The organism is Pseudomonas delhiensis (assembly GCF_900187975.1).
GTDB classification, from domain to species: domain Bacteria; phylum Pseudomonadota; class Gammaproteobacteria; order Pseudomonadales; family Pseudomonadaceae; genus Pseudomonas; species Pseudomonas delhiensis.
The window spans coordinates 18,972-41,523 of sequence record NZ_FZPC01000036.1; the positions used below are offsets into that span (position 1 = coordinate 18,972).

General features: G+C 64.2%; 19 protein-coding genes. 7 read left to right on the plus strand and 12 right to left on the minus strand.

Annotated elements, in window-relative coordinates:
• Positions 1 to 37: 37 nt before the first annotated feature.
• The 12 genes from CHC02_RS30065 to CHC02_RS25860 all read right to left on the minus strand — a co-directional run bounded on the left by CHC02_RS30065 (position 38) and on the right by CHC02_RS25860 (position 12,952).
• Positions 38 to 499, minus strand: coding sequence for a YrhA family protein (locus tag CHC02_RS30065; protein WP_139210271.1), 462 nt, complete (start codon positions 497 to 499; stop codon positions 38 to 40).
• 174 nt (positions 500 to 673) lie between these two features.
• Positions 674 to 1,105 (minus strand): DUF2628 domain-containing protein, encoded by a 432-nt coding sequence (locus CHC02_RS25815; protein ID WP_089394245.1) that lies wholly within the window; start codon positions 1,103 to 1,105, stop codon positions 674 to 676.
• A gap of 39 nt (positions 1,106 to 1,144) precedes the next feature.
• On the minus strand, positions 1,145 to 1,414 hold the full coding sequence (locus CHC02_RS30070; RefSeq protein WP_141137700.1) for a hypothetical protein: 270 nt from the start codon (positions 1,412 to 1,414) through the stop codon (positions 1,145 to 1,147).
• Between the two features lie 47 nt (positions 1,415 to 1,461).
• A complete protein-coding gene (locus CHC02_RS30075; protein WP_139210284.1) occupies positions 1,462 to 2,091 on the minus strand; it encodes an Imm43 family immunity protein in 630 nt (209 codons plus the stop codon).
• Positions 2,088 to 6,320, minus strand: a complete 4,233-nt coding sequence (locus CHC02_RS25825) for an RHS repeat-associated core domain-containing protein (protein WP_089394247.1) — start codon at positions 6,318 to 6,320, stop codon at positions 2,088 to 2,090. Before CHC02_RS25825 ends, CHC02_RS30075 begins: the two co-directional genes overlap by 4 nt.
• A gap of 6 nt (positions 6,321 to 6,326) precedes the next feature.
• The gene (locus tag CHC02_RS25830) at positions 6,327 to 6,794 is read right to left on the minus strand and encodes a DcrB-related protein (protein ID WP_089394248.1); all 468 of its coding nucleotides are present in this window, start codon (positions 6,792 to 6,794) and stop codon (positions 6,327 to 6,329) included.
• A gap of 31 nt (positions 6,795 to 6,825) precedes the next feature.
• A complete protein-coding gene (locus CHC02_RS25835; RefSeq protein WP_089394249.1) occupies positions 6,826 to 7,395 on the minus strand; it encodes a DcrB-related protein in 570 nt (189 codons plus the stop codon).
• Between the two features lie 10 nt (positions 7,396 to 7,405).
• Positions 7,406 to 9,259 (minus strand): type VI secretion system Vgr family protein, encoded by a 1,854-nt coding sequence (locus CHC02_RS25840; RefSeq protein WP_089394250.1) that lies wholly within the window; start codon positions 9,257 to 9,259, stop codon positions 7,406 to 7,408.
• Between the two features lie 55 nt (positions 9,260 to 9,314).
• Positions 9,315 to 10,019, minus strand: a complete 705-nt coding sequence (locus CHC02_RS25845; RefSeq protein WP_089394251.1) for a hypothetical protein — start codon at positions 10,017 to 10,019, stop codon at positions 9,315 to 9,317.
• On the minus strand, positions 10,020 to 10,886 hold the full coding sequence (locus CHC02_RS25850; protein ID WP_139210261.1) for a hypothetical protein: 867 nt from the start codon (positions 10,884 to 10,886) through the stop codon (positions 10,020 to 10,022).
• A 317-nt stretch (positions 10,887 to 11,203) separates the two neighbouring features.
• On the minus strand, positions 11,204 to 11,935 hold the full coding sequence (locus CHC02_RS25855) for a hypothetical protein (RefSeq protein WP_089394253.1): 732 nt from the start codon (positions 11,933 to 11,935) through the stop codon (positions 11,204 to 11,206).
• Positions 11,936 to 12,952 carry a hypothetical protein gene (locus CHC02_RS25860; RefSeq protein ID WP_244161024.1) on the minus strand — a complete coding sequence of 339 codons (1,017 nt, stop codon included), beginning with the start codon at positions 12,950 to 12,952 and terminating at the stop codon, positions 11,936 to 11,938.
• Positions 12,953 to 13,703: 751 nt separating this feature from the next.
• Here CHC02_RS25860 and CHC02_RS25865 point away from each other — a divergent pair.
• From CHC02_RS25865 to tssH, 7 genes are all read left to right on the plus strand, one after another.
• Positions 13,704 to 14,447 (plus strand): hypothetical protein, encoded by a 744-nt coding sequence (locus CHC02_RS25865; RefSeq protein ID WP_089394255.1) that lies wholly within the window; start codon positions 13,704 to 13,706, stop codon positions 14,445 to 14,447.
• Positions 14,448 to 14,512: 65 nt separating this feature from the next.
• On the plus strand, positions 14,513 to 15,049 hold the full coding sequence (gene tssB, locus CHC02_RS25870; protein WP_089394256.1) for a type VI secretion system contractile sheath small subunit: 537 nt from the start codon (positions 14,513 to 14,515) through the stop codon (positions 15,047 to 15,049).
• 14 nt (positions 15,050 to 15,063) lie between these two features.
• Entirely contained in the window at positions 15,064 to 16,566 is a 1,503-nt protein-coding gene (tssC, locus tag CHC02_RS25875) for a type VI secretion system contractile sheath large subunit (RefSeq protein WP_089394257.1), read from the plus strand.
• 28 nt (positions 16,567 to 16,594) lie between these two features.
• Positions 16,595 to 17,077: a type VI secretion system baseplate subunit TssE gene (gene tssE / locus CHC02_RS25880; RefSeq protein WP_089394258.1), complete on the plus strand. Its 483-nt coding sequence runs from the start codon at positions 16,595 to 16,597 to the stop codon at positions 17,075 to 17,077.
• Positions 17,077 to 18,909 carry a type VI secretion system baseplate subunit TssF gene (gene tssF, locus CHC02_RS25885; RefSeq protein WP_089394259.1) on the plus strand — a complete coding sequence of 611 codons (1,833 nt, stop codon included), beginning with the start codon at positions 17,077 to 17,079 and terminating at the stop codon, positions 18,907 to 18,909. Before tssE ends, tssF begins: the two co-directional genes overlap by 1 nt.
• Entirely contained in the window at positions 18,873 to 19,940 is a 1,068-nt protein-coding gene (tssG, locus tag CHC02_RS25890; protein ID WP_089394260.1) for a type VI secretion system baseplate subunit TssG, read from the plus strand. Before tssF ends, tssG begins: the two co-directional genes overlap by 37 nt.
• Positions 19,937 to 22,549, plus strand: coding sequence for a type VI secretion system ATPase TssH (tssH, locus tag CHC02_RS25895; RefSeq protein ID WP_089394261.1), 2,613 nt, complete (start codon positions 19,937 to 19,939; stop codon positions 22,547 to 22,549). The genes tssG and tssH overlap by 4 nt, the downstream gene beginning before the upstream one ends.
• The last annotated feature ends 3 nt before the right edge of the window (positions 22,550 to 22,552 follow it).

The window sequence follows — 22,552 nt, forward strand, 5'->3', positions numbered from 1 at the left end:
CCTCTTGACTGGTAATAATGAACTTCGTCGACTCAGGTTAGATTCGATCTTCTATTCTCCGTAGGATATGATCCAACAGTTTGGAGAAGCTATCGAACTCCTCAAACAGATTGTCGAGTGACTGCTTGTCTCTGACTTCATATTTCAAAGATTTTGTGTTGAATATGAAGACATCCAGGTCATCATCGCCTAGGAAAATATAATCAGATTTCCACTCTAGTTCTCGATGTGCGACGTTCATCAAGATAAAAGATAGACCTTTTTCTTCAGGTGCGTCTGCCAGGAGGCTAGTGGAGTAAAAGAATATACCTTCGACAGTAAGCCCATCATGGATCTTCAGGAACTCCAGATAATCTATCGGCGGATAAATGCCTAACCGTCTTTTTGAGATGAGCAGAAGGCGTTCGATCTCTAATGGTGTAGCGCCAGGGAACAGTGGAAGCCTGACCTGCTTTTGCAGAATCTCAATTTTGGAGAGTAGTTCATCTCTGTTGTTCATGATGGCTGGCTGTATAAGTAACTGTTGGTTGAAAAATTGGAAAAACTCCTCTTTCTACAAGCATCCTGATCTTCATCAAGCATTGGGCTGGGTTCATTGGCTGCAGAAACGATTGCCCCGAGGGGCAGATCGGAGTTTGGAGCTAAAAGCGCCGATATCACTCAGAAGCCCTTGCTATAGCATCCGCTGGCCTTCGAAGGGATTCCAGCCTTGCTGGCCTTTGACCTGCTTGAGGTAGTAGGCGTAGTTGGTGATGACGGCGTAGCAGGCGGCGAAGCCCATGCCGATGCCGTTATCCAGCGCGCGGGGAATCTCGATGCCGGTCAGTATCTCGAACAGAGCCTCCAGGATGCCCACCGCGAAGATGATGCCGAGCATCACCAGGTTCTTTTTCCATAGGCCGAGGACGAACCAGTAGATGGGGCCGAAGAAGAAGGCCAGGATGCTGGCGTTGATCAGGATGCGCTTGCCGAAGGGCAGGGCGCGCAGGGCCTGCTTGTAGGTTTCGCTGCGCGGGCCGCCGTGCTGGTCATAGAAGGCGAAGCGTTCCTGCCATTTCGGCTTGAGGTTGCCTTGGCTGGGTTGGGTTTGCGGGATGCTTTCCATGGGACCTCCTGTCGTGGTTATCCGTGTGGGGGCTGTGGCTCAGGCCTTCTTCAGCCGCGCTGCGGCGAGGAAGGTCACCAGTACCGTGGCGAAACCCCAGAGGGCTGGTCCTACGGTTGGAATGGGGCGCAGCACGAAGAAACCAACTACTGCCGTGGCTACGGCGGCAATCACGGCGATTTTCTTGTCAGCGGTGATGCTGAACTTGTTGTTGCACTGTTTGCATTCCCTTGCCCCGCCGGGCTTGGACGGGCCCATGATGGCGGGGGAGAAGGGGCTGATTGAGGTGGAGCAGTGAGGGCATTTCATTATGAAATCCTTTTCTTAAAAATAGCTTTGAACTGAGTTGGCAGTTTCTAGTCAGTGATTTCCCCCCATGGGTCATAGCGATATTTTTCATCTATTGGTTGGAATGTTATGTTTGAGGCTTGTTGCTGTTCTAGTTTGTTTTTAAATCTTTCGCTGCAGGCGAGGCTCATTGTTTCTGTGCAGCGAAATAGATCTAGTTCTGTGCTTAGTGGAGAGAATTTCTTTATCCAGCTGTAAACCGGTGTTGGGGGGAAGAGATTGTTTATCATCGGCCTTCCAGTCTCTATGTCCTTCTCTTCTTGGAAAATGGATCTCTCTGTGTCAAGAAGAGAGAGGTTCTGGGCGGGAAGAAATACGTAATAATTCTTTGGAGGGCGCTCTCCGTTGGAGAATTTTATTTCAATCGGGATTTTTCTGTACTTGACGTTCAGTTCATTACAGGCTTCTATGAATTTTTCTGATACGAAATAAGTATTGGTTCCGTAGAAGTCTGCATTAAATTCTTTTATATGTCTGTCAGTAATTTTTATTTTGTAGTCTTTTTGGATTGTAATTGAGTCTGGATGGGGTTCGTACGTGTTCCACTCCCATTCCGGATGGTTTATCTCCATTGGGATGTGTTCAGAGGTTCCTTTGTTGGCAGCGTAAGTTATGAAGTAGTAAGTGGGGTTATTCATAGAAGTCTTCCAGTTATCTTGTCGATGACAAATTTTCCACTCTCTAGCCCTTCTTTTGCCATGCTCTGAATTCTGCCTACTCCCAAAGCTAGCTGAGTGTCACTTAGATTCCCGGTGCTAAAGAGTCTATTTAGCTTGTCCAGTTCGGTTTTTATTGTGCCAGTGTAGTTTGAGTGATTTGACCAGTGGCCGGGAAGTCCAGTTTTTTTAGCTAAATCAGAGCTTCCCGGCAAGAAGATACCATTGGATGCCCCGTCTCCATCGAAGCCCATACTTTTTAGACGGTTAAACATAGGGGCATAGTCTGCATGTTTCATTAACTCTTCAGGGATAAGATGGTGATTGGCCATCCCATCCCCTGGTCGTGCCCCCATATTGTTGCCAAGCTTAGTAGAGCACCACCCCAGCGGGTCTATCCACTGAAAGGGATTTGGTCCATATAGGTATATGTTTATTCCTCCGCCCAACCCAATCGGATCCTGCCCCACAAACCGCCCCACCACCGGATCGTAGTAGCGGAAGGTGTTGTAGTGCAGCCCCGTCTCCGCGTCGAAGTACTGCCCCTGGAACCTCAGGTTCTGCTCGATCTCTTCTGCCGCATGGCGTTCCACTTCCCCCCAGGCCTTGTAGGTGGCCTGCCATACCGGCTTGCCGTCCTCGTCGGTGACGTCCAGCGGCGTGCCGATCTGGTCGGTGTGGAAGTAGTAGGTGCGCTCTTCGTCGCCTTCCCGGTCGACGCGGGCCAGGGGGGCGTAGCTGTCGGGTTCGTAGAGGTACAGGCTGTCGCCGTTGGCCCGGCGTTCCTGGAGCAGGCGCAGGCCCTGCCAGAGGAACCCGGTGCTTTTCGTCGTGCCGTCGCGCTCCACGGCCTTGGCCACCCGGCGGCCCAGGCTGTCGTAGTGGTAGCGGCCTTCGCTGAGCAGGTTGCCGTCGCGGTAGGTGCGGGCGCGGATCAGGCGGTTTTCGCAGTCGTATTCGAAGTGCTGTTCCAGGTGGGCGCCGCGCTTGCGCACCACCATGTTGCCCCAGGGGTCGTAGTCGTAGCGCTGGTCTTGCCAGGTGCGCAGGCGGTTGTCGCGGATCTGGCCGTGGTGGCTGTCGCCCTCGGGGTTGACCAGGTTGGCGGCGGCGTCGTAGACGAAGCGTTCGCGGCTGGCCAGGTCCGGGGCGCTGCGGCCGAGCAGTTGGCCGTTGGCCTCGTAGGCGTACTGGGTGTCGCCGCGCAGCTTGTCCTGGGTGCGCACCAGCTCGCCGGCGGCGTCGTACTGGTAGCGGCGCTGGATCGGGTTGTCGCGGTGCAGCAGCAGGTCGGCGGGGACGATGCCCGGGTTGTGCAGGCTGGAGAGTTTCTCCGCCGGCAGCCCCGAGGCGAACTGCCAGGCCTTGCGGCCCAGGGCGTCGTAGCCGAAGCGGCTGGTCAGGCGGCCCTGGGTGCGCAGCACTTCGCGGTGCAGGTCGTCGCGCTCGAAGTCGCTGATGACGCGGCCGTCGAGGTTGAGTTGGTGCAGGTGGCCGCTGCCGTAGTACAGGTGGTTGAGGTGGCGGCCGTCCGGCAGTTGCAGGCTGAGCAGGTTGCCCAGGGCGTCGTACTGGTAGCCCAGTTCGCCCAGCGGGGTGCTTTCGCCGAGCAGGCGGCCGTTGGCGTCGTAGGCGAAGGCCAGGCGTTCGGCCTGCAGGCCCTGGCGTTTGCCCCGTTCGCTGGGCAGGCGGTCGATGCCTTGCAGGCGGTCGCCGGCGTCGTACTGGTAGTCGTAGCGGGCGTCGTCGGTGAGCTTGGCCAGCAGCCGGCCAATGGCGTCGCGTTCGAACCGGGTGCATCGCGTGGGGCGTTCGCCCTGCTGGCCGTAGCCGGTTTCCTCGACTTCCACCAGGTGGCCGCCGGCGTTGTAGCGGAACCGCCGGGTGAGATTGTCGATGCGCTGCTCTTCCACCAGGCGGTCGCTGGCGTCGTAGGCGAAGCGGTAGGCCGCGCCGTTCTCGTTGACCAGCGCGGCCAGGCGCAGGGCGCGGTCGTATTCGTAGCGGACGATCTGCCCCTTGGCGTCCTGGCGGCTCTGCGGCAGGCCGCGGGCGGTGCGGATCAGGCGGGTGCTCTGGCCCTTGCCGTCGGTGTGCCCGAGCAGTTGGCCGAGGGCGTTGTAGCTGAAGGCCTCGCGGCTGCCGTCGGCGTGCTCGATGGCCAGCACTTCGCCGTTGGGCTTGCGCTGCAGGCGGGTGGTCTGGCCGAGGGCATCGGTGATGGCCACCAGGTGCTGGCGGTCGTCGTATGCGTAGCGGGTCTGCTGGCCGGAGCAGTCCTGGTAGCGCTCCACCTGGGCCAGGCCGTTCCACCACAGGTGCTTGCGCTTGCGCAGGGCGTCGACGATGGTGTGCGGCAGGCCGTCCTCGCCGTTGAAGTATTCGGTGCTGCGGCCTTCGGCGTCGGTTTCCTCGATGAGGCTGCCCCGGGCGTCGTAGCGGGCCTTCCAGGTGCTGCCGTCGGGGTAGGCCACTTCGCTCACGAGGTTTGTGGCGAGGTGGTGCCGGTAGCGGATGCTGCGGCCCAGCGGGTCGATTTCCTCGACCAGGCGCGAGTACTCGTCGTACTTGAGCTGCACGCGGTTGCCGTCGGGCAGCTGCAGGCCGGTCATGTTGCCGGCGTCGTCCAGCTCGATGCGGTATTCCTCGCCGCCGAAGTCGCGGCTGGCCACCACCCGGTGGTCGGCGTTGTAGTGGATGCGCGCCTCGCGCTGCAGGGCGTCGCTGACCGTGGTGACGCGGGCCTGGAGGTCGTAGTGGAAGTGGTAGTGCTCGCCGTCGCTGGTCCAGTGCTCGACCACCCGCGGCCGCCCGCCAATGTTCGCCCAGCGGTATTCGCAGCGCAGCCCCAGGGCGTTCTCGTGGCGCACCATCAGGCCGTCCTGGTAGGCGAAGCGGCGGCTGGTGTCGCCGTTGCGGTTGTGCACTTCGCTGAGCTGGCCCTGCGCGTCGTAGCGGTAGCGCACCAGGCTTTCCACTGCCTGGTCGCCGACCACCCGCACCACCTCGGTGAGGCGCTGCAGCGGGTGGTCGTAGTGCAGGTGCAGGCGCAGCCCGCCGCTGGCGGTGATGTCCAGCAGGCGGCCGTCGGCGCCGCGGTTGAAGTGCAGGTAGTGGCCCAGGGCGTTCTCGAGGCGTTGCAGCGGGGCGGGGCTGCCGTCCGCGGGCAGTTCGCCGAAGTAGAAGAACTGGTTGTCGAGGCTCTGCAGCAGGTAGTGGCCACCCTGGCTGCGCACCAGGTAGACCTGCTCGTTGGCGGCGAACACCCGCTCGCCCGGTTCCAGGGCGACGAAGGGCACGCTGCGGCCCTGGTTGTCGCTCAGGTAGACGAACTCGCCGGCCTGGCGCAGGCTCTGGTCCCAGGGCAGCACCCAGCCGCGGCCGAGCACGCTGTCCAGGTCCAGGTCGCTGGCGTAGAAGCGCGACCACTGGATGGGCATCAGCCCGGGCAGGCTGAAGTCGGTTTCGCCTGCCTCGGTGAGCAGCTTGCGCCCCGTGGTGGCGTCCACCGGGTTGCCGAACAGGCCGCCCACCGCGCGGTTGATCGCCGGACCGAGAACGTAGCGGCTGGCCACCTCGCCGGCGACGAAGCCGGCGGTGAATTTCAGCACGCAGGGCATGATCGCCTTCATCCCGGCCTGGGTGCCGGCCTTGATCAGCTGGGCGATGCCGCCGGCGGCGCCGGCCACGGCCATGAGGATGTCCACGGTGGTGCGCAGCCAGCCGGGGACTTCGTCGTCCACCGGCAGGTACTGCACGGTGCCGCCGCCGATGAAGACGTCGGAGGAACCGCCATCGATCTTGGCGCCGCAGGTGAGCTTGTCGCCCTTGCGCGCGGCGGCGACGTCGTTGATGAAGACGTTGCTGGAGCCTTCGGCCACCTGGATCAGCGGCGGGTGCTTGTCGCAGATGGCTGTGCTGCGTTCGACGTGGGCGGCGTTGCGCTGGTTGATGTAGACGTTGGGCGAGCCCTTGTCGATCATCCCCGCTGGCGAGGTGAACATCCGCCCTATGGCTTCGCCGGCGGCGGTGAGCAGGCTACCTCCGACGCCTGCGAGAATACCGGCCAGGAGGGCCACGCCGAATCCACAGGTGAAGGTGGCGATGGCCACCGTGGCGACCAGCGCTATCCCCAGCGCGGCGCCGATGAGAAAGCCCGCCAGCGCGCTGGTATGGGCGATCTCGTCATGCAGGCGAGCGGCTTCGTACATGGCGGCTCACTCCGTGTCGCCGGCGGCGTCTTCCGGGAGGGTGGGCGCCTGGCGTAGGCGGAAGCTGGCCAGCAGGTCGAGCCAGGCCTGGCTCTGCGAGGCGCTGAAGTCGCCCTGGCTGGTGGTGGAGAACACCAGGGCACGGCCCGGCTCGATCTCGAAGGCGGCCTGGCGCTGGTACAGCGGGCGGCCGTCGTTGAGGTAGTAGGCGTCCACCTGGATGCCTTCGAGCGCCGGCTCGCCCAGGCTGGCCGGTTTCTTGCCGAGCAGGGTGTAGCCGCGCAGCTTGGCGCCGATCAGCTTGACCTGGCGTTCGACGTAGGGCTTGAGGGTTTCGCCGGGCAGCAGGTTGTCGCGCGAGACGGTGATGCTCAATGGCGCCGGCACGCTGTTGCCGAGCACGAACATGTTCACGCTGCGGTCCTGGTAGCCTTCGGGGAGGGTGATCTGTCCTTCCTGGAGTTGGTAATCCATGGGGTGTTCCTGTCGTGAAGCGGTGGGGAGGTCAGGCCAGGCGCAGTTCGTCGAGCATGGCGTCGAAGTCGATCAGCCACTCGGCCAGTTCGGCCGGGTTCGGATCGAGCACGGTGGACAGACTCAGCCACTGGCGCGGGCCGCCGGCCAGCGGCAGCAGCGCACCGACCACGCGGCCATGGCGCGCCTGCTGGCCGTCGCGGTAGAGGTAGTCGACCTGCTGCGCAGGGTGGCCGGCGAGCTGGCGGGGAGCGCGGCGCACGATGCGCAGGTCGGCATGGCGCTTCTCCAGGCTGGCCAACAGGCTGTCCATGGCCTGGTCGAGGCCGAGCTGTTCCGGGGCGGGGCGCTTCTTCAGGCCCAGGGCCAGTGGTCGGCCGTTGCGCTCCAGGGTCACCTCGATGCCGCGCACCCCATAGGCCTCGGGCAAGGCCACCAGCAAGCCGGCGAGGGTCACGCCGTTGGCGCCTTCACGCAGCAGCCCGGCGGCCGGAGCAGGGCAGGGCGGTGCGGCCTCGGGAGCCTGGGGCGGCTGTTCCGGCGCGGGCTCAGGCGTTTGCCGGCGCTGCGCCAGGCGGTCGTAGATGCTGCTGCTTCTCATGGGCGTGCCCTCACTTGTTGATCCGTACCGGCTGGCCTTCGACAAAGGTCTCGCCCTTGCTTAGGGTGTGGATGGCGTCGGCCTGGATCTCGATGGCCTCGGGTGTGAGGGTGATGCTGCTGTTGCCCACGCGTAGGATAATGTGGGTCTTGGCCTCGATCTGGATGTGCTGCTGGCCGACCACCAGGGTGTAGGCGCCTTCCTGGACGTTGACCAGGGTGTCCTTCTTGATGGTCTCGGTATGGGTGCCGCCCACGGTGATGCTGCGGTTGTTGCCGACGCTGTGGGTCTCGTCCAGCTCCACCTCGGTGTCCATGAAGCGCTCGGCGTGGATGATCACCTGCTCGGCGCCCTGCTTGTCCTCGAAGCGGATGAAGTTGGCCGCGGCCGCGCCGCTCTTGGTCGAGCGGGTGAGGAAGCCGCTCTGCGTCTTGTTTTCCGGCAGCGACCAGGGCGGCATGTTCTGGCTGTTGTAGAGGCTGCCGGTGACCAGCGGGCGGTCCGGGTTGCCGTCGAGGAAGGAGACCACCACCTCGTCGCCCACCCGCGGGATCTGGATGCTGCCGAAGCCGCCGCTGGCCCAGGCCTGGGCCACCCGCACCCAGCAGGAGCTCTTGTCGTCGCGCTGGCCGTAGCGGTCCCAGTGGAACTGCAGCTTCACCCGGCCGAGGCTGTCGGTGAAGATCTCCTCGCCGGGCGGGCCGACGACGATGGCGGTCTGCGGGCCGGAGATGCGCGGACGTTCGACAGCTGGCTGCGGGCGATAGGGGATCTTGCGGCGGATGCAGGTGAACTCGTTGGTGTAGTGCGCCTCGTCGCCGGTGAGGTAGTTGTTGCTGCCGCCGTGCTGCACGCCGAGCAGGAGGAACTGGCGGTCGTCGGCACTATCGTTGTCATGGTCGTAGTGCTGCAGCAGCTCGAAGGTGTATCCGGGACCCATGCCGCGGCAGTTGCTCGCGCCGTAGAACAGCTTGGCCTGCACCTCCAGCGCCTCCAGGCGGTTGCGCACCAGCGCCTCGCCGTCGTCGTGGGTGCCGTGGGTGTACTGGCCGGGGAAGTCGAAGATCTCGAAGGCCTCGACGTCGCCCTGCTGGTTGACGCTGTCCAGGCCCACCTGCAGCAGGTTGCCCGGCTGCTTGTAGTCGAAGGTCTGCATCGCCACGCGGCCGGACTGCAACTGGCGCTGACCGCTCCAGCCGGTGATGGAGTCGGCGCTCTCGGTGACCGCGGCGCTGTGGTAGCGGATCCGCGGCTGCGCCGGCAGCGGTTTGAGCAGGGTGGAGTCGTCCATCACCACCAGGGTGTGCTGCTCGTTGGTGTGCTCGAAGTAGTAGAACAGGCCTTCGTTATCCAGCAGGCGCTGGACGAAGTTGAGGTCGCTCTCGCGGTACTGGGTGATGTAGCTGTGCGGCTTGAGCGCCTTGCTCAGGCGGAACTCGAACTTGGGCAGCGCGCCGTAGGGGGAGAACACCTGGGTGATCACCTGCTCCACGGTCTGGTCCTGGAAGATGCGCGAGTCGAAGCGCCGGCCGAGCATCCACAGCCAGGGGCTGAGGGTCGCCGAATAATGGGCCAGGCCACCGTCGCTGCCGTTGCTGGCGAAGCGCGTGATATAGCCGTGGATCGGTCGCGTGCCGCCGTCGGCCAGTTCGATCTCCAGCAGCGCCGGCTTGCCGATCAGCGACTTCAGCTCGATATGGGCGTCCTGGCTGATCAGCCCCATGTTGAAGCTGAACAGCCGGGACAACCCTTCGCCGCCTGTGAAGTGATCGAGCAGCAGTTCCTGGGCGGACTGCAGCGGCGTGGTCAGTTTCACCAGGCGCCGGTTCTGCGGGATGAAGAGGGCGGCGAGATCCATCAGCATGTCGTTCTCCTGCGTAACACTGGGGCCGCGCCGGGAACGGTGCGGCGGCATCCTTTCAATGGGGTGGCGGCGCCAGTCGGGCGAACAGCCGGGCCAGTGGCGAACGGGCGCGCCACTGGCGGATTTCCTCGATGTTCTCGAAGGTGTAGGTGGTCTTGAGCCGGCGCTCTTCGGCATGCAGGCGTGGCAGCCCGGCGATGACCTTCCGGTAGTGGAGGAACTGGTACAGGCCGAAGGATGCACTCAGGGCCATCAGCCAGAGCGGCAATTCCGCCTTGTCGCGAAGCAACGGGTAGAGCGTGCAGGAAAGCCCTGCACCCAGCATGGCCAGCCGGTCGTGCCTGTTGGGCGAGTTGAAGCAGATCACCCGTTCCCGGCGCGAATCGAATGGGAGCTGCCGGTAGTCGATGCGCTTCATCGCTGCGTACAACAGCACGCAAAAAAGGGCGACGGCGACGCTGAGCAGGAAGGTTTTCGCGTCGCTCCAGTGCGCATCCTTGTCGCCGTAGGTGCAGAGCAACGTGATGCCCAAGATGGGGGCGACGGACAGGTTGAGGAAAAGATACCAGCGGGCATAGCGGGTGAAGCTCTCGTTGACGTAGGTCTGGTACAGGGCCATGGCCAGGGCGGCGACGAGGCTGAGCAGATAGGGCACCAGCAGGAACGGCAATGCCAGGGTCATGAACCCCGGCATCATGGCGACGTACAGAAAGAATGCCAGCCCGCTGCGGCGGATTCTCCAGAGGGAGGTGTCGACCATTCAGCCCCTCCTCTTGCCCAGGGCATTGTCGAGCCGGGCGAACAGCCGGGCGGTGTAGGAGCGGGAGCGCCAGGCATGGATCTCTTCGAGGTTGGCGAAGGTGTAGCGAACCCCTTTGCGCCGCTCTTCCTCTTGCAGTTGTCTCAGACTGGCAATGTTGCGCCAGAGACCTAGGACGATGACTGCCGACAATGTACTTGCGCCCAGGGTCATGACGGTTCCGGCTGCGACATTGTCGCGAAGGGCAGGGGTTATTAGGCTCATGCTGCCAACCCCAAGGCCGGTCCAGAGCAGACTGCCGGCCCTTCTCTCTCGCTCGACGACCGGGTATACCCGCCCATTTCGTATTTCATAGGGCAATGACGCTATCTTGCAGCGGCGTACCAAGTGGTGGGCGACAAGTGTTAGAGCTGCAGGAAAAAAAGCTGCTGTCAGGCTCAAGCCCATAGGCCAGCCCAGCTTTCTGGTGCCAAGGATGAAGATGAGCAGGGCTGCCAGGTAGGGCATCAGGAACAGCAATTGGAATAGAACCACTCCACAGTAGCGGCTGTAACTGTCGCTGACGTATACGCATTGCCCACGTTGCCAGGCGAAAAGAGCAAGCAGTGCGATGGCGGGAGTCGTCACCCAGGGGAAGGCCAGGCAGGGAATGCTTAAGAGCATGGCCAGTACGAGCAGCCAGTTGCGTGTCGTGTTGAAGACGAAACGAGGCTCGGAGGAAATCATCTCAATGCCTTTCCCTGTCGAGCAGAAGCGATAGTTGAGCGAATAGTCTGCCCAGCCATGATGATTGGAGGACGATGCCGTATGCCGTTGGGGCTGGTCTCTGCAAATCGTCATGGTGCTTCGGTGAGCAAGGGGGGCCATTCAACGCTCCTTGCTCCTGTTCGGTGTGGCGTCGAGGCCGGCGAAAAATCTCGCGACCCGGAATCGACAGGGATGGAATTCTTCGATATTCCCGAAAAGTGGGGCGCAGCATTCTTCCGCTCCGGCACCCGCAGTAGGAGCTGTAGCTGTCGCTCGGATAGCGGTCGCGGGTGCGCTACCAGACCGCCAGGATGAAGGCAGTGAAAGAAGGGCCAGCCATGGCCGGGCAGTGTCAGTTAAAGCAATGCCAGCAATATGGACAAATAGCCGGTCTCTGGTCACCTTGGTAAAGGAGTGCAGGCTTGAGGGAAGCATTATCAGCGCCTCCTTCCAGCGAAGGTATGGGACAGCCAGGCAAGTAACCTGGCCAACCAGGAACGCTGGCGCCATTCACGAATCTGCTGCAGGTTGTCGAAGGTGAATGGCTTTCCGCTACTGCGCTCCTGATTGGCCAGCGACTTGAGCGCAGGAATCGCGTTGCGCAGGTAGTACACGTAATACAGGGAGGCGACGGCGAAGAATCCATAGAGCCAGAGTGCCATACGGACCTTGTTTACGGTTTCGCCCAGCATTGTCATCGCCGTGGCGGAAAGCGCGGCCAAGACACCGCCGGCCAGAGCGCCAATGCTTTTGCCGCTATCTTCGGAATAGCTGACCTGATCGCAGCGAACCTGAAAGGGTGAAGTGAAACTGCTGCGATGGCTTGTCAGCCAATAGGCCGCCGCTGTCAGCCCACAGGGGACGAGGGCTAGACCGAGTGCCTGTAACTGTGAGAGTCCACCCAAGCGCTGAAACGCCGCGATTCCCATCACCAGACTTAGCATCGAGGTGATAGCGAGCCAGTTGATGATTGCGGTATTGGCGAAGTCGAGAAAGCGCTCGCTGATACAGGATACTCGCAGAAATCGCACCACGGCCCACACGCAAATCAATAGGTAGGGTGCCAGAAGAAGCGGCATCAGGCCGACGGCTGCTCCTCCTATCAGGATCCAGCAGAGCATGCCGGAAAGCAATTGCTTGAAAAAACGGTCTGGATGAGGCGCGAGCATTTAATTCTTTCCCGTCAAGGAGTCACCGATGTCACGCCCCCAACCGGTCATGTCATCGCTCATGATGATCTGCACCGCCACGCCAATAGAGAGTCCGATCAGTATTCCCACTATTGCCGTTCCGCCTATGGCGGTAGCAGCCAGTGTTCCTACTACGAAGGCGGCGGCGTTTGTCGGCTGCGAATAGGCCGAGCGGTGCATGAAGTCATCCCAACTGGATGACCCATACGCATCGATGATGGCCTGCGGACCGAAGGCAAGAAGACCATTGCTAGCTGTACCGGTCAGGAGCTTGCCGACTCCACGACTGCCATAGGCCGTCCCGTCGATAGGTGTCCGGCTACGTAGCGCTTGCATGGAGTTATAGGCGGGAACATGGACAAACTCGGCGCCGGTTTTTCCAGCGATTCGATATAGTTTGGCTGTCTCCGTAGCTGGAATTTCGAATAGCAGGTGACCTTTCTTGTAGACCAGCTTGATACGTCGATGAAAAGTCTTGCGTGCTGAGCGGCTGCCTGACTGTCCGCGGTTCTTCGCCCAGTTGAGAAGTTCCTTCTTGAGCTTGTCGGGGATATCCAGCAAGTCTATGAGTCGTTTGCTGAGAAGGCGGGCGTGCAAGACCCCAGCCACGCCTGCAAGGGTGCCTGGAAGATTGGCATGTCCGAACAGCGGAGAGCCGATGTAAGGGATAGCCTCTGCGCGTTTACGAAGCGACTCCAGTTCGCTTGCACTGACCTTGGCAGATTGCTTCAGCCTGGCAAACAACAGGATGAGTAGGGCTATGGAGTCCTCGGTTTCCTCTGCGCTCATCTCATTGTCCGGATTTTCCAATTCGGAAATGAGGAAGGCGGCACCGCTCAGGTCATCAGTGGCGTATTCCCCGCCGATGTTGATTTGCGAAGGGAAAGCCCGTGCCGCCACCACTTCCGGCCAGGGCAGTTCGCCCTCGCCGAGCAGGCCTTGCGGCCCCCGGCCCATGGGGTCTTCTCTGGTGCAGGGATAGAACGGGCCGCTCATGGACGGCTACCCGAGGGGAGGTAGATGGCGCCGCTGTAATTGCGGCGGGGCATGGTGCGAGAGCAGGGCAGGACCATGCCTGGCGATGTTCCGGACTCCGTTTCGTATTCATGAAATGAATTCATGTTGCGCATCCTGCAGAAAGCTTTCCCCACTCATGGGGTGCGAAGGAAAAACCGATCGAAACGAACTGTCAAGCGGCAGCTGATAACCGTGGGTAGTGGCATTTTGCTTTGCCGGCTTCCCTTTCTTTTCGGCTGTAAGGCCCGTCCTGAAAGGGTTTGGCGGTATGGCCTAAGACGGGCCGCACAGCGGTTAGTTCCTTCCGCTTCCACCGCTTATCTCTCAAATGCGTGTAGGAAATTCGCTATTCGGTGTATCAGCGATGATCCATTCCAATGGCGGGAAAGTGCGGAGTGGATCACTATCATGAAAATTACTATTGCAGCGCAGCCCGCATTCTCCAAGGGTTCTGGCCATTGGCGGCGTTGGTCGCGGCAGGATGATTGATATCAAAAAGGAGTCTTGTGGCCATCATTGCCGCCTTCCCGGGATGCTGCGAAGAATAATTCGCATGTAGTCATTCGCCCGGTTCCACCCAGGAACGTCACCCTCAGTGACGGCACCCGGGGCAGCCCCGGCGGGTTTCACACCATCGATACAGCCGCTCTCGAGCGGCTGCTTTGCGTAGACGAGCATCAGCGGGCAGCCCGCCAAGGGCGCCGCGAAACAGGGACGGGAAGGCATTCGCATGAGCCAGGGACTCGACATCGAGGCGTTGATCCGCCTGCGCAAGCAGACCCGGGCGATTTCCGATGCCTTGCGTTCGCAGGCCGCCGACTACCTGGCCACCCTCGCCATGCTGGTGCGGCCGCAGCACCTGTTCGGCGAATACCTGCAGGGCGCGCCGCGCAGCAGCGGCCGCGAGACCCAGCACCACTTCAAGGAATTCAAGGAACTGTACGACCGTATCGGTTCCGCCGCGCCCTTCAGCCTGATCCACGAGCTGGAGGTGCCCCTCAACCTGCTCAACACCACCCCCGAGCTGTACGCCCTGGAATACGACCTGCCGCTGGCCGGGCGCACGGTACGGGTGACCAGTCCGACGCGCTGGGTGGTGGGCTTCCAGTCGTTCGAACTGGAGCGCTTCCGCAAGGTCATCAAGGACCCGAACCGCAGCAACGCCGAGCTCTACCGGTTCGTCATCCACTACCTGGTGCTCTTCTACTGCTTCAGCAAGTCCGGCGGCCTGGGCCGCCTGCTGCTGGGGCTGCGTTTCCCGGTGAGCTTCGAGCGCCTGAAGGAGTTCGGCGACCTGCCGTTCTGCGTGATCAGCTCGCCGGTGCGCTCGAGCCTGCCGGACGAGTCGGTGATCCGCAGCGCCACCGAGATTTCCGGCAACGCCACCTTCGAGGAGCTGGTGAGCCGGGAAGACATCCTCGGCATGCAGGACGACATCCGCCAACGACTGCTGCAGACCGTCGAAGGCTTGTGAGGACAAGGCCCGGCGACCGCCGCCCGGCCGTAGTGACAGCGACAGGATTCGGAGAGGAATCAGCCATGGCGAAGAAGGAAAGCACCCAGCACAAGCTCGACCGCGTCCGCGCGCCGCGTGTGCACATCACCTACGACGTGGACATCGGCGACGCCATCGAGAAGAAGGAACTGCCCTTCGTCGTCGGCGTGCTCGGCGACTACTCCGGCAACCCGCTGGAACCGCTGCCGCGGCTGAAGGACCGCAAGTTCGTGTTCATCGACCGCGACAACTTCAACAGCGTGCTCAAGGGCGTGCGCCCGCGCCTGACCTACCGGGTGGACAACACCCTGGCCAAGGACGGCACCCAGCTCGGCGTCGAGCTGAACTTCAACGCCCTGGAAGACTTCGAGCCGCAGAACGTGGTCAAGCAGGTGGAGCCGCTGCGCAAGCTGCTGGAAGTGCGCAACAAGCTGGCCGACCTGCGCAACAAGATGGGCGGCAACGACAAGCTCGAGGAACTGCTCATGGACGTGCTGCAGAACACCGAGAAGCTCAAGACCCTCGGCAAGGAATTCGGCCGCGAGGCCGCGCTGCCCAGCGACGACGGCAAACAGGCCTGACCAGGAGTTCGAACATGACCGACCAACAAACCGCGGCCCAGCGCACCACCGCCGTCGAGGACGTCGAGGCCTTCGCACCGCAGGCCTCGCTGCTCGACAGCATTATCTCGGAAAGCCGCGTGGCTCGCTCGGAGTCCGAGCGCTCGCGTACCCGCGACCTGATCGGCGAGCTGGTCTCCCAGGTGCTGGAAGGGGAGATGACCCCCAGCAAGGACCTGATCGCGGTGCTCGACGCGCGCATCGCCGAGATCGACTCGATGCTCTCCGAGCAGATGAACGAGATCATGCATGCCCGCGAGTTCCAGCAGCTGGAAGCCTCCTGGCGCGGCCTGAAGTACCTGGTGGACCAGACCGAGACCGGCACCCACCTGAAGATCCAGATGCTCAACGCCACCAAGAAGGACCTGGTGCGCGACTTCAAGTCGGCCTCGGAGTTCGACCAGAGCGCGCTGTTCAAGAAGGTCTACGAGGAAGAGTACGGCACCTTCGGCGGCGCTCCCTTCGGCATGCTGCTGGGCGACTACGAGTTCACCCGCAGCCCCGAGGACATGTACCTGCTGGAGGAGGCTTCCCACGTCGCCGCCGCGGCCCACGCGCCCTTCATCTCGGCGGCCTCGCCGGAGCTGTTCGGCTGGGACGCCTTCACCGACATGGCCGGCCCGCGCGACCTGGCGAAGATCTTCGACACCGTCGAGTACGCCAAGTGGAAGTCCTTCCGCAGCTCCGAGGATTCCCGCTACGTCGGCCTGACCGTGCCCCACGTGCTCGGGCGCCTGCCCTATGGCCCGGATACCGCGCCGGTGGAGGAGTTCAACTTCGTCGAGAACGTCGACGGCCGCGACCACAACAAGTACCTGTGGATGAACGCCGCCTACGCCCTGGGCACCCGCATCACCGACGCCTTCGCCCGCTACGGCTGGTGCGTGGCCATCCGTGGCGTAGAGGGCGGTGGCCTGGTGGAAGGCCTGCCGACCCATACCTTCCGCACCGACGACGGCGAGATCGCCCTGAAGTGCCCGACCGAGATCGCCATCACCGACCGCCGCGAGAAGGAGCTGTCGGACCTCGGCTTCATCCCGCTGGTGCACTGCAAGGGCACCGACTACGCGGCCTTCTTCGGCACCCAGTCGGCGCAGAAGCAGAAGCAGTACAACACCGACATCGCCAACGCCAACGCGCGGCTGTCGGCACAACTGCAGTACATCTTCGCCACCTCGCGCATCGCCCACTACATGAAGGCGATCATGCGCGACAAGATCGGCAGCTTCGCCTCGCGCAAGGACGTGGAAACCTTCCTCAACAACTGGCTGGCCAGCTACGTGCTGCTGGACGACACCGCCAGCCAGGAGGCCAAGGCCAAGTTCCCGCTGCGCGAGGCCCAGGCCGAGGTGGCCGAGGTGCCGGGCAAGCCGGGGGTGTACAAGGCGGTGACCTTCCTGCGCCCGCACTACCAGCTCGACGAACTGACCGCGTCGCTGCGCCTGGTCGCCGAACTGCCGCAGTCCACCCGCGGCTGACCGCGAGCCCTTGCCAAGGAGTGGCAGCATGAGCAGCTCGCACAAGCTGATACCGACCCTGCTGGACCGGTTGCTCGACGACCAGCCCCAGCAACCGCGGGAAGCCCTCGACCAGCGCCTCTACTCGCTCGCCGAGTACAAGGCGCGGGTGGTGCGCGACCTGGAGATCCTGGTGAACACCCGGCAATGCCTGCTGGCCGGCGGCCTGGAGGCGTTCCCGCAACTGCGCGGCTCGATCCTCGAGTACGGCATGCCGGACTTCACCAGCAAGGGCGTGCTCAACCCCGAGGACCGCCTGCAGATCCAGCGCCAGCTGGAACGGGCCATCGAGATCGGCGACCGGCGTTTCCGCAACGTCCGCGTGCAACTGCTCAACCAGCAGCTCAGCCAGCGCATGCTGACCTTCCGCGTCGACGCCCTGCTGCGCCTGCACGACGCCACGCGGCAGGTCTCGTTCGACGCGGTGCTGCAGGTGAATACCCAGGAATACAAAGTGCAGAACCTCAACTGATGCTCGACGACCTGCTTCCCTACTACGAGAAGGAACTGTCGCATCTGCGTTTCCTCGGCCAGGAGTTCGCGCGGCAGTATCCGAAGATCGCCTCGCGCCTGCTGATCGAGGGGGACAACTGCGAGGATCCGCACACCGAGCGCCTGATCGAGGCGTTCGCGTTCCTCGCTGCGCGGGTGCACAAGAAGCTGGACGACGAGTTCCCCGAGATAGTCGAGGCCTTCCTCGAGGTGCTGTACCCGCACTACCTGCGGCCCACGCCTTCGCTGTCGATCGTCGAGTTCAGCGCCGGCGAACGCAGCCCCATCACCGGCCACTACCGCATCGAGCGGCACAGCCAGCTCAACTCGCGGGTGGTGGACGGGCAGACCTGCAAGTTCAGGACCTGCTACCCGGTGGACCTGTGGCCCATCGCGGTGCGCGAGGCCACTTTCGCCGAGCTGGAGCGCTCGGCCTTCAACGGCCACAGCGCCGACCTGGTGGCGCGCCTGCGCATCGGACTGCAGTGCACCACCGAAGTGCCCTTCGGCAAGCTGGCCATCGAGCGCCTGCGCTTCTTCCTGGACGGCGAAAGCACCCTGATGCTGCCGCTCTACGAACTGCTGTTCAACAACCTGGCGAAGGTCACCCTGGCCTTCGAGGAAGACGGCCGCCGTCGCGAGGTGGCGCTGCCGACGGGGGCGCTCAAGCCGGTGGGCTATGCCCTGGACGAGGGGCTGGTGGACTACTCCGAGCGCTCCTTCCTCGGCTACCGCCTGCTGCACGAGTACTTCACCTTCCCCGACAAGTTCATGTTCTTCGACCTCGAAGGGCTGGGCCGGGTGCTGGCCGGCAAGCCGCTGCACGCGGTGGAGGTCAACTTCTACTTCGCCGACTACGACCTCGGCGAGCGCCTGGCGCGGCTGGCGCAGACCATCAACCGCAACCACTTCAAGCTCGGCTGCACACCGGTGATCAACCTGTTCCGCCAGCAGGCCGAGCCGATCAAGCTGACCCACGCCCGCCACGAGTACCCGGTGGTGCCGGACGTGCGCCAGCAGACCGCGGTGGAAGTGGTGTCCATCGACCGCGTGCGGCGGGTGCGCAAGGTCGGCAACCTGGACCAGGTGAGCACCTGCCACCCGTTCTTCGAGCCGCGCGGCGAGCTGGACAGCCGCGCCACCTACTGGATCGGCCGGCGCCGGCCGTCGCAGCGCAGCCAGGACGCCGGCAGCGACATGTTCATCCGCCTGGTGGACCGCGAGCTGGAGCTGATCGACGCCAGCGCCGACACCCTGAGCATGACCCTCACCTGCAGCAACCGCGACCTGCCGATGCTGCTGCCCTACGGCGGCGCCCAGGGCGATTTCAGCCTCGACCGCAACCCGGTGGTGCAGAGCATCCGCTGCCTGCGCAAGCCCACCGCCAGCGCGCGGCCGCCCCTGGGCAACGGGCTGATCTGGCGCCTGGTGGCGCACCTGGGGCTGAACCACATGTCGCTGGTGTCCCAGGGCCGCGAGGCGCTGCTGGAGATGCTGGCGCTGTACGACTACAGCAACGCCTCGGCGGTGCGCAAGCAGATCAACGGCATCGCCGCCGTCCGCAGCGAGCCGGTGGTGGCACGCATCGGCCACCCCCGCCCGAGCTTCGTGCGTGGCGTGGGCATCACCCTGGAACTGGACGAACAGCAGTTCATCGGCAGCGGCATCTTCCTGTTCGGCATGGTGCTGGACCATTTCTTCGGCCAGTACTGCTCCATCAACAGCTTCACTCAACTCACGCTGCGCAGCCGCCAGCGCGAGAAGCGAGTCGTGCAATGGCCTCCCAGAACTGGCGCGCAAGCCCTGGTCTGATCGACCAGGCGCGGGCCGAGCCGTACCGTTTCGAGTTCTTCCAGCTCGTGCGGTTGCTGCGCCTGCACTACAGCCGCGCCGGGCGCATCGACCCGGAGGCGCGGCCGCACGACGACCCGTTGCGCTTCCGCTCGCAGCTGTCGCTGTGCTTCCCCGCCAGCGAGGTCAGCGACCTGCAGTTCGAGCGCGAAGGCCGGCGCTCGGCCAACGACCAGCCGCTGACCGACGTGCAGGTCACCTTCATGGGCCTGGTGGGGCCGTCGGGCGTGCTGCCGCAGCCCTACACCGAGCTGCTCATCGAGCGCCACGTGCAGCACCGCGACGATGCCGCCCACGCCTTCCTCGACATCTTCTCGCACCGCATGACCGCGCTGTTCTACGAGGCCTGGCAGAAGTACCGCTTCCACATCGAGTACGAGCGCAAGGGCGCCGCCGACTTCGAACGCTACCTGCTGGCGCTGGTGGGCTTCGGCCCGCGGGCCCGGGCGCGCAGGTTCAGCGAGGGGCAGCCGCTGCGCCAGTCGCTGTTCAGCTACTTCTCCGGCCTGTTCGCCCAGCGCCCGCGCAACCCGCTGAACCTGGAGGCCATGCTCGGCTTCTACTTCGCCCTGCCGATCCGCGTGCGCCCCTTCAACGGCCGCTGGCTGGACATCGAGCCGGCGCAGCGCACGCGCCTGGGCCGCGCCAACGCCGTGCTCGGGCAGAGCGCGGTGACCGGCCGGCGCACCTGGGACTACCAGTCCTGCGTGCGCATCGAGCTGGGCCCGCTGGCGCTGGAGGACTACCGGCGCTTCCTGCCCGGCCACGCCGACCACCAGCGCCTGGTGGACCTGGTGCGCTTCTACCTGGGCGCCGAGCTGGATTTCGAGATCGCCCCGCGCCTGCGCCGCGAGGCGGTGCCCCTGGCCACCCTGGGGCGTGGCGGGGAGCTGTCCCTGGGCCGGCTCGGCTGGCTGAAACGTCCCGGCGCGCACGCCGAGCCCTCGCGCTGCGCACTGTTCCGCATTCCTTACGATGGGGTCCGCCTGTGAACCTGAAATCCCTGTTCGCCAAGCTCAACGACAGCTGCCGCAGCGCCACCGAAGGGGCGGCCGCGCTCTGCCTCGCCGAGCGTCACTACGACGTCGACATCGAGCACCTGCTGCTGCAACTGCTGGACGCCGAGGGCAACGACCTGCAGGCCATCCTGCGCCACTACGAGGTGCGCCCCGACCGCCTGCAGGCCCAGCTGCAACAGGCGCTGGCCGGGTTCAAGACCGGCAACGCCCGTACCCCGGCGCTGTCGCCGCACATCACCCGGCTGATCGAGCGCGCCTGGGTGCTGGCGTCCATCGAGTACGGCGAGGCGCAGATCCGCAGCGGCCACCTGTTCCAGGCGCTGCTCGACGACGCCGAACTGCGCCGGGTGGCGCTGGGCTCCGCGCCCGAGCTGGAGAAGATCAACCCCGACGACCTGCGCCTGAACCTGGTGGCGCTGACCGAGGCCAGCGGCGAGGCGCTGCAGGCCCAGGCGGCGCCGCAGCAGGGCGCGGCCGGCGCCGCCCCGGGCGCGTCGCGCGGCAAGACGCCGGCGCTGGACCAGTACACCATCGACCTGACCCGCAACGCCCGCGAAGGCCGCATCGACCCGGTGCTGGGCCGCGAGGCGGAAGTGCGGCAGATGGTCGACATCCTCACCCGCCGCCGGCAGAACAACCCGATCCTCACCGGCGAGGCCGGCGTCGGCAAGACCGCGGTGGTGGAGGGCCTGGCCCTGCGCATCGCCCAGGGCGAGGTGCCGCCGCCGCTGCAGGGCGTGGCCATCCACACCCTCGACCTGGGCCTGCTGCAGGCCGGCGCCGGGGTCAAGGGCGAGTTCGAGAACCGCCTCAAGCAGGTGATCGAAGAGGTCAAGCGCAGCCTGCACCCGATCATCCTGTTCATCGACGAGGCCCACACCCTGATCGGCTCCGGCGGCCAGGCCGGGCAGAACGACGCGGCCAACCTGCTCAAGCCGGCGCTGGCCCGCGGCGAGCTGCGCACCATCGCCGCCACCACCTGGGCCGAGTACAAGAAGTACTTCGAGAAGGACGCCGCCCTGGCCCGCCGCTTCCAGGTGGTCAAGGTGGAGGAGCCGGACGAGGACAGCGCCATCCACATGCTCCGCGGCCTGCTGGAGAAGATGCAGGCGCACCACCGCGTGGCCGTGCTGGACGACGCCATCGTCCAGGCCGTGCGCCTGTCCAGCCGCTACCTCAGCGGCCGCCAGCTGCCGGACAAGGCGGTGAGCGTGCTCGATACCGCCTGCGCCCGCGTGGCCCTGGCGCAGGCGGCGCAGCCCGGCGCGCTGGAAGACTGCCTGCGCGAAGGCGACAACCTGCGCGCCGAGATCGCCGTGCTGGAGAAGGAGAGCGCCAGCGGCGCCGACCATGCCGCGCGCCTGGCCGAACTGAAGGCCGCGCTGGAGCAGGCGCGCCAGCGCGAGGAAGTGCTGAAGGCGCAGTGGCAGCGCGAGCTGGAGCTGGTCAAGCGCCTGCACGAACTGGAAACCCGCGCCGAGGCGGGGGAGGGCGAGGCGCTGCGGGCGGACCTGGCGGCACTGCGCGCCGAGCTGGCCGAGGTGCAGGGCGAGGCGCCGCTGGTCCACGCCCGCGTCGACGGCGGCACCATCGGCGAGGTGATCTCCGCCTGGACCGGCATCCCCCTGGGCAAGATGCTGCGCGACGAGATCGACACCGTGCAGCGCCTGCCGGCCCTGCTCGGCGAACGCGTGCTGGGCCAGGACCACGCCCTGGAAGAGATCGGCAAGCGCATCCGCATCTCCCGCGCACGCCTGGAGGACCCGAACAAGCCCATCGGCGTATTCCTCCTGCTCGGCCCCAGCGGCGTCGGCAAGACCGAGAGCGCCCTGGCCCTGGCGGACATCCTCTACGGCGGCGAGCGCAACCTGATCACCATCAACATGTCCGAGTACCAGGAGGCGCACACCGTCTCCAGCCTCAAGGGCTCGCCGCCGGGCTACGTCGGCTACGGCGAGGGCGGCGTGCTGACCGAGGCGGTGCGCCGCAAGCCCTACAGCGTGGTGCTGCTGGACGAGGTGGAGAAGGCCCACCCGGACGTGCTGGAGCTGTTCTTCCAGGTCTTCGACAAGGGCGTGCTGGACGACGGCGAGGGCCGCGAGATCAACTTCCGCAACACGGTGATCATCCTCACCTCCAACGTCGGCACCGATCGCATCATGCAATGGTGCCTGGGCGCCGAGGCCGCCCCCGCGCCGGCGGAGATCGTCGAGGGCCTGCGCGACACGCTCAACCAGGTGTTCAAGCCGGCCTTCCTCGGCCGCCTGAACATCGTGCCCTACTACCCGGTGCAGGACGCCGTGCTGCAGCGCATCGTCGCGCTCAAGCTGGAACGCCTGCGCCAGCGCTTCGAGCGCAACCACCAGGCCACCCTGAGCTTCGACGCCGAGCTGGTCCCGGCCATCGCCGCCCGCTGCACCGAGGTCGACAGCGGCGCGCGCAACATCGACAACATCCTGTCCGGGACGCTGATGCCGGAACTGGCCCAGCGCGTCCTCGAGCGGATGGCCCAGGGCAAGCCCCTGCAGAGCCTGTCCGTGCGCCTGGGCAAGGATGGCGATTTCGCCTACCGCATCCGCTGAGGG

Coding starts and splice junctions, on each gene's coding strand:
- CHC02_RS30065 (WP_139210271.1), bottom strand. CDS start 499: ATGAACAACAGAGATGAACTACTCTCCAAAATTGAGATTCTGCAAAAG.
- CHC02_RS25815 (WP_089394245.1), bottom strand. CDS start 1,105: ATGGAAAGCATCCCGCAAACCCAACCCAGCCAAGGCAACCTCAAGCCG.
- CHC02_RS30070 (WP_141137700.1), bottom strand. CDS start 1,414: ATGAAATGCCCTCACTGCTCCACCTCAATCAGCCCCTTCTCCCCCGCC.
- CHC02_RS30075 (WP_139210284.1), bottom strand. CDS start 2,091: ATGAATAACCCCACTTACTACTTCATAACTTACGCTGCCAACAAAGGA.
- CHC02_RS25825 (WP_089394247.1), bottom strand. CDS start 6,320: ATGTACGAAGCCGCTCGCCTGCATGACGAGATCGCCCATACCAGCGCG.
- CHC02_RS25830 (WP_089394248.1), bottom strand. CDS start 6,794: ATGGATTACCAACTCCAGGAAGGACAGATCACCCTCCCCGAAGGCTAC.
- CHC02_RS25835 (WP_089394249.1), bottom strand. CDS start 7,395: ATGAGAAGCAGCAGCATCTACGACCGCCTGGCGCAGCGCCGGCAAACG.
- CHC02_RS25840 (WP_089394250.1), bottom strand. CDS start 9,259: ATGCTGATGGATCTCGCCGCCCTCTTCATCCCGCAGAACCGGCGCCTG.
- CHC02_RS25845 (WP_089394251.1), bottom strand. CDS start 10,019: ATGGTCGACACCTCCCTCTGGAGAATCCGCCGCAGCGGGCTGGCATTC.
- CHC02_RS25850 (WP_139210261.1), bottom strand. CDS start 10,886: ATGGCCCCCCTTGCTCACCGAAGCACCATGACGATTTGCAGAGACCAG.
- CHC02_RS25855 (WP_089394253.1), bottom strand. CDS start 11,935: ATGCTCGCGCCTCATCCAGACCGTTTTTTCAAGCAATTGCTTTCCGGC.
- CHC02_RS25860 (WP_244161024.1), bottom strand. CDS start 12,952: ATGAGCGGCCCGTTCTATCCCTGCACCAGAGAAGACCCCATGGGCCGG.
- CHC02_RS25865 (WP_089394255.1), top strand. CDS start 13,704: ATGAGCCAGGGACTCGACATCGAGGCGTTGATCCGCCTGCGCAAGCAG.
- tssB (WP_089394256.1), top strand. CDS start 14,513: ATGGCGAAGAAGGAAAGCACCCAGCACAAGCTCGACCGCGTCCGCGCG.
- tssC (WP_089394257.1), top strand. CDS start 15,064: ATGACCGACCAACAAACCGCGGCCCAGCGCACCACCGCCGTCGAGGAC.
- tssE (WP_089394258.1), top strand. CDS start 16,595: ATGAGCAGCTCGCACAAGCTGATACCGACCCTGCTGGACCGGTTGCTC.
- tssF (WP_089394259.1), top strand. CDS start 17,077: ATGCTCGACGACCTGCTTCCCTACTACGAGAAGGAACTGTCGCATCTG.
- tssG (WP_089394260.1), top strand. CDS start 18,873: ATGGCCTCCCAGAACTGGCGCGCAAGCCCTGGTCTGATCGACCAGGCG.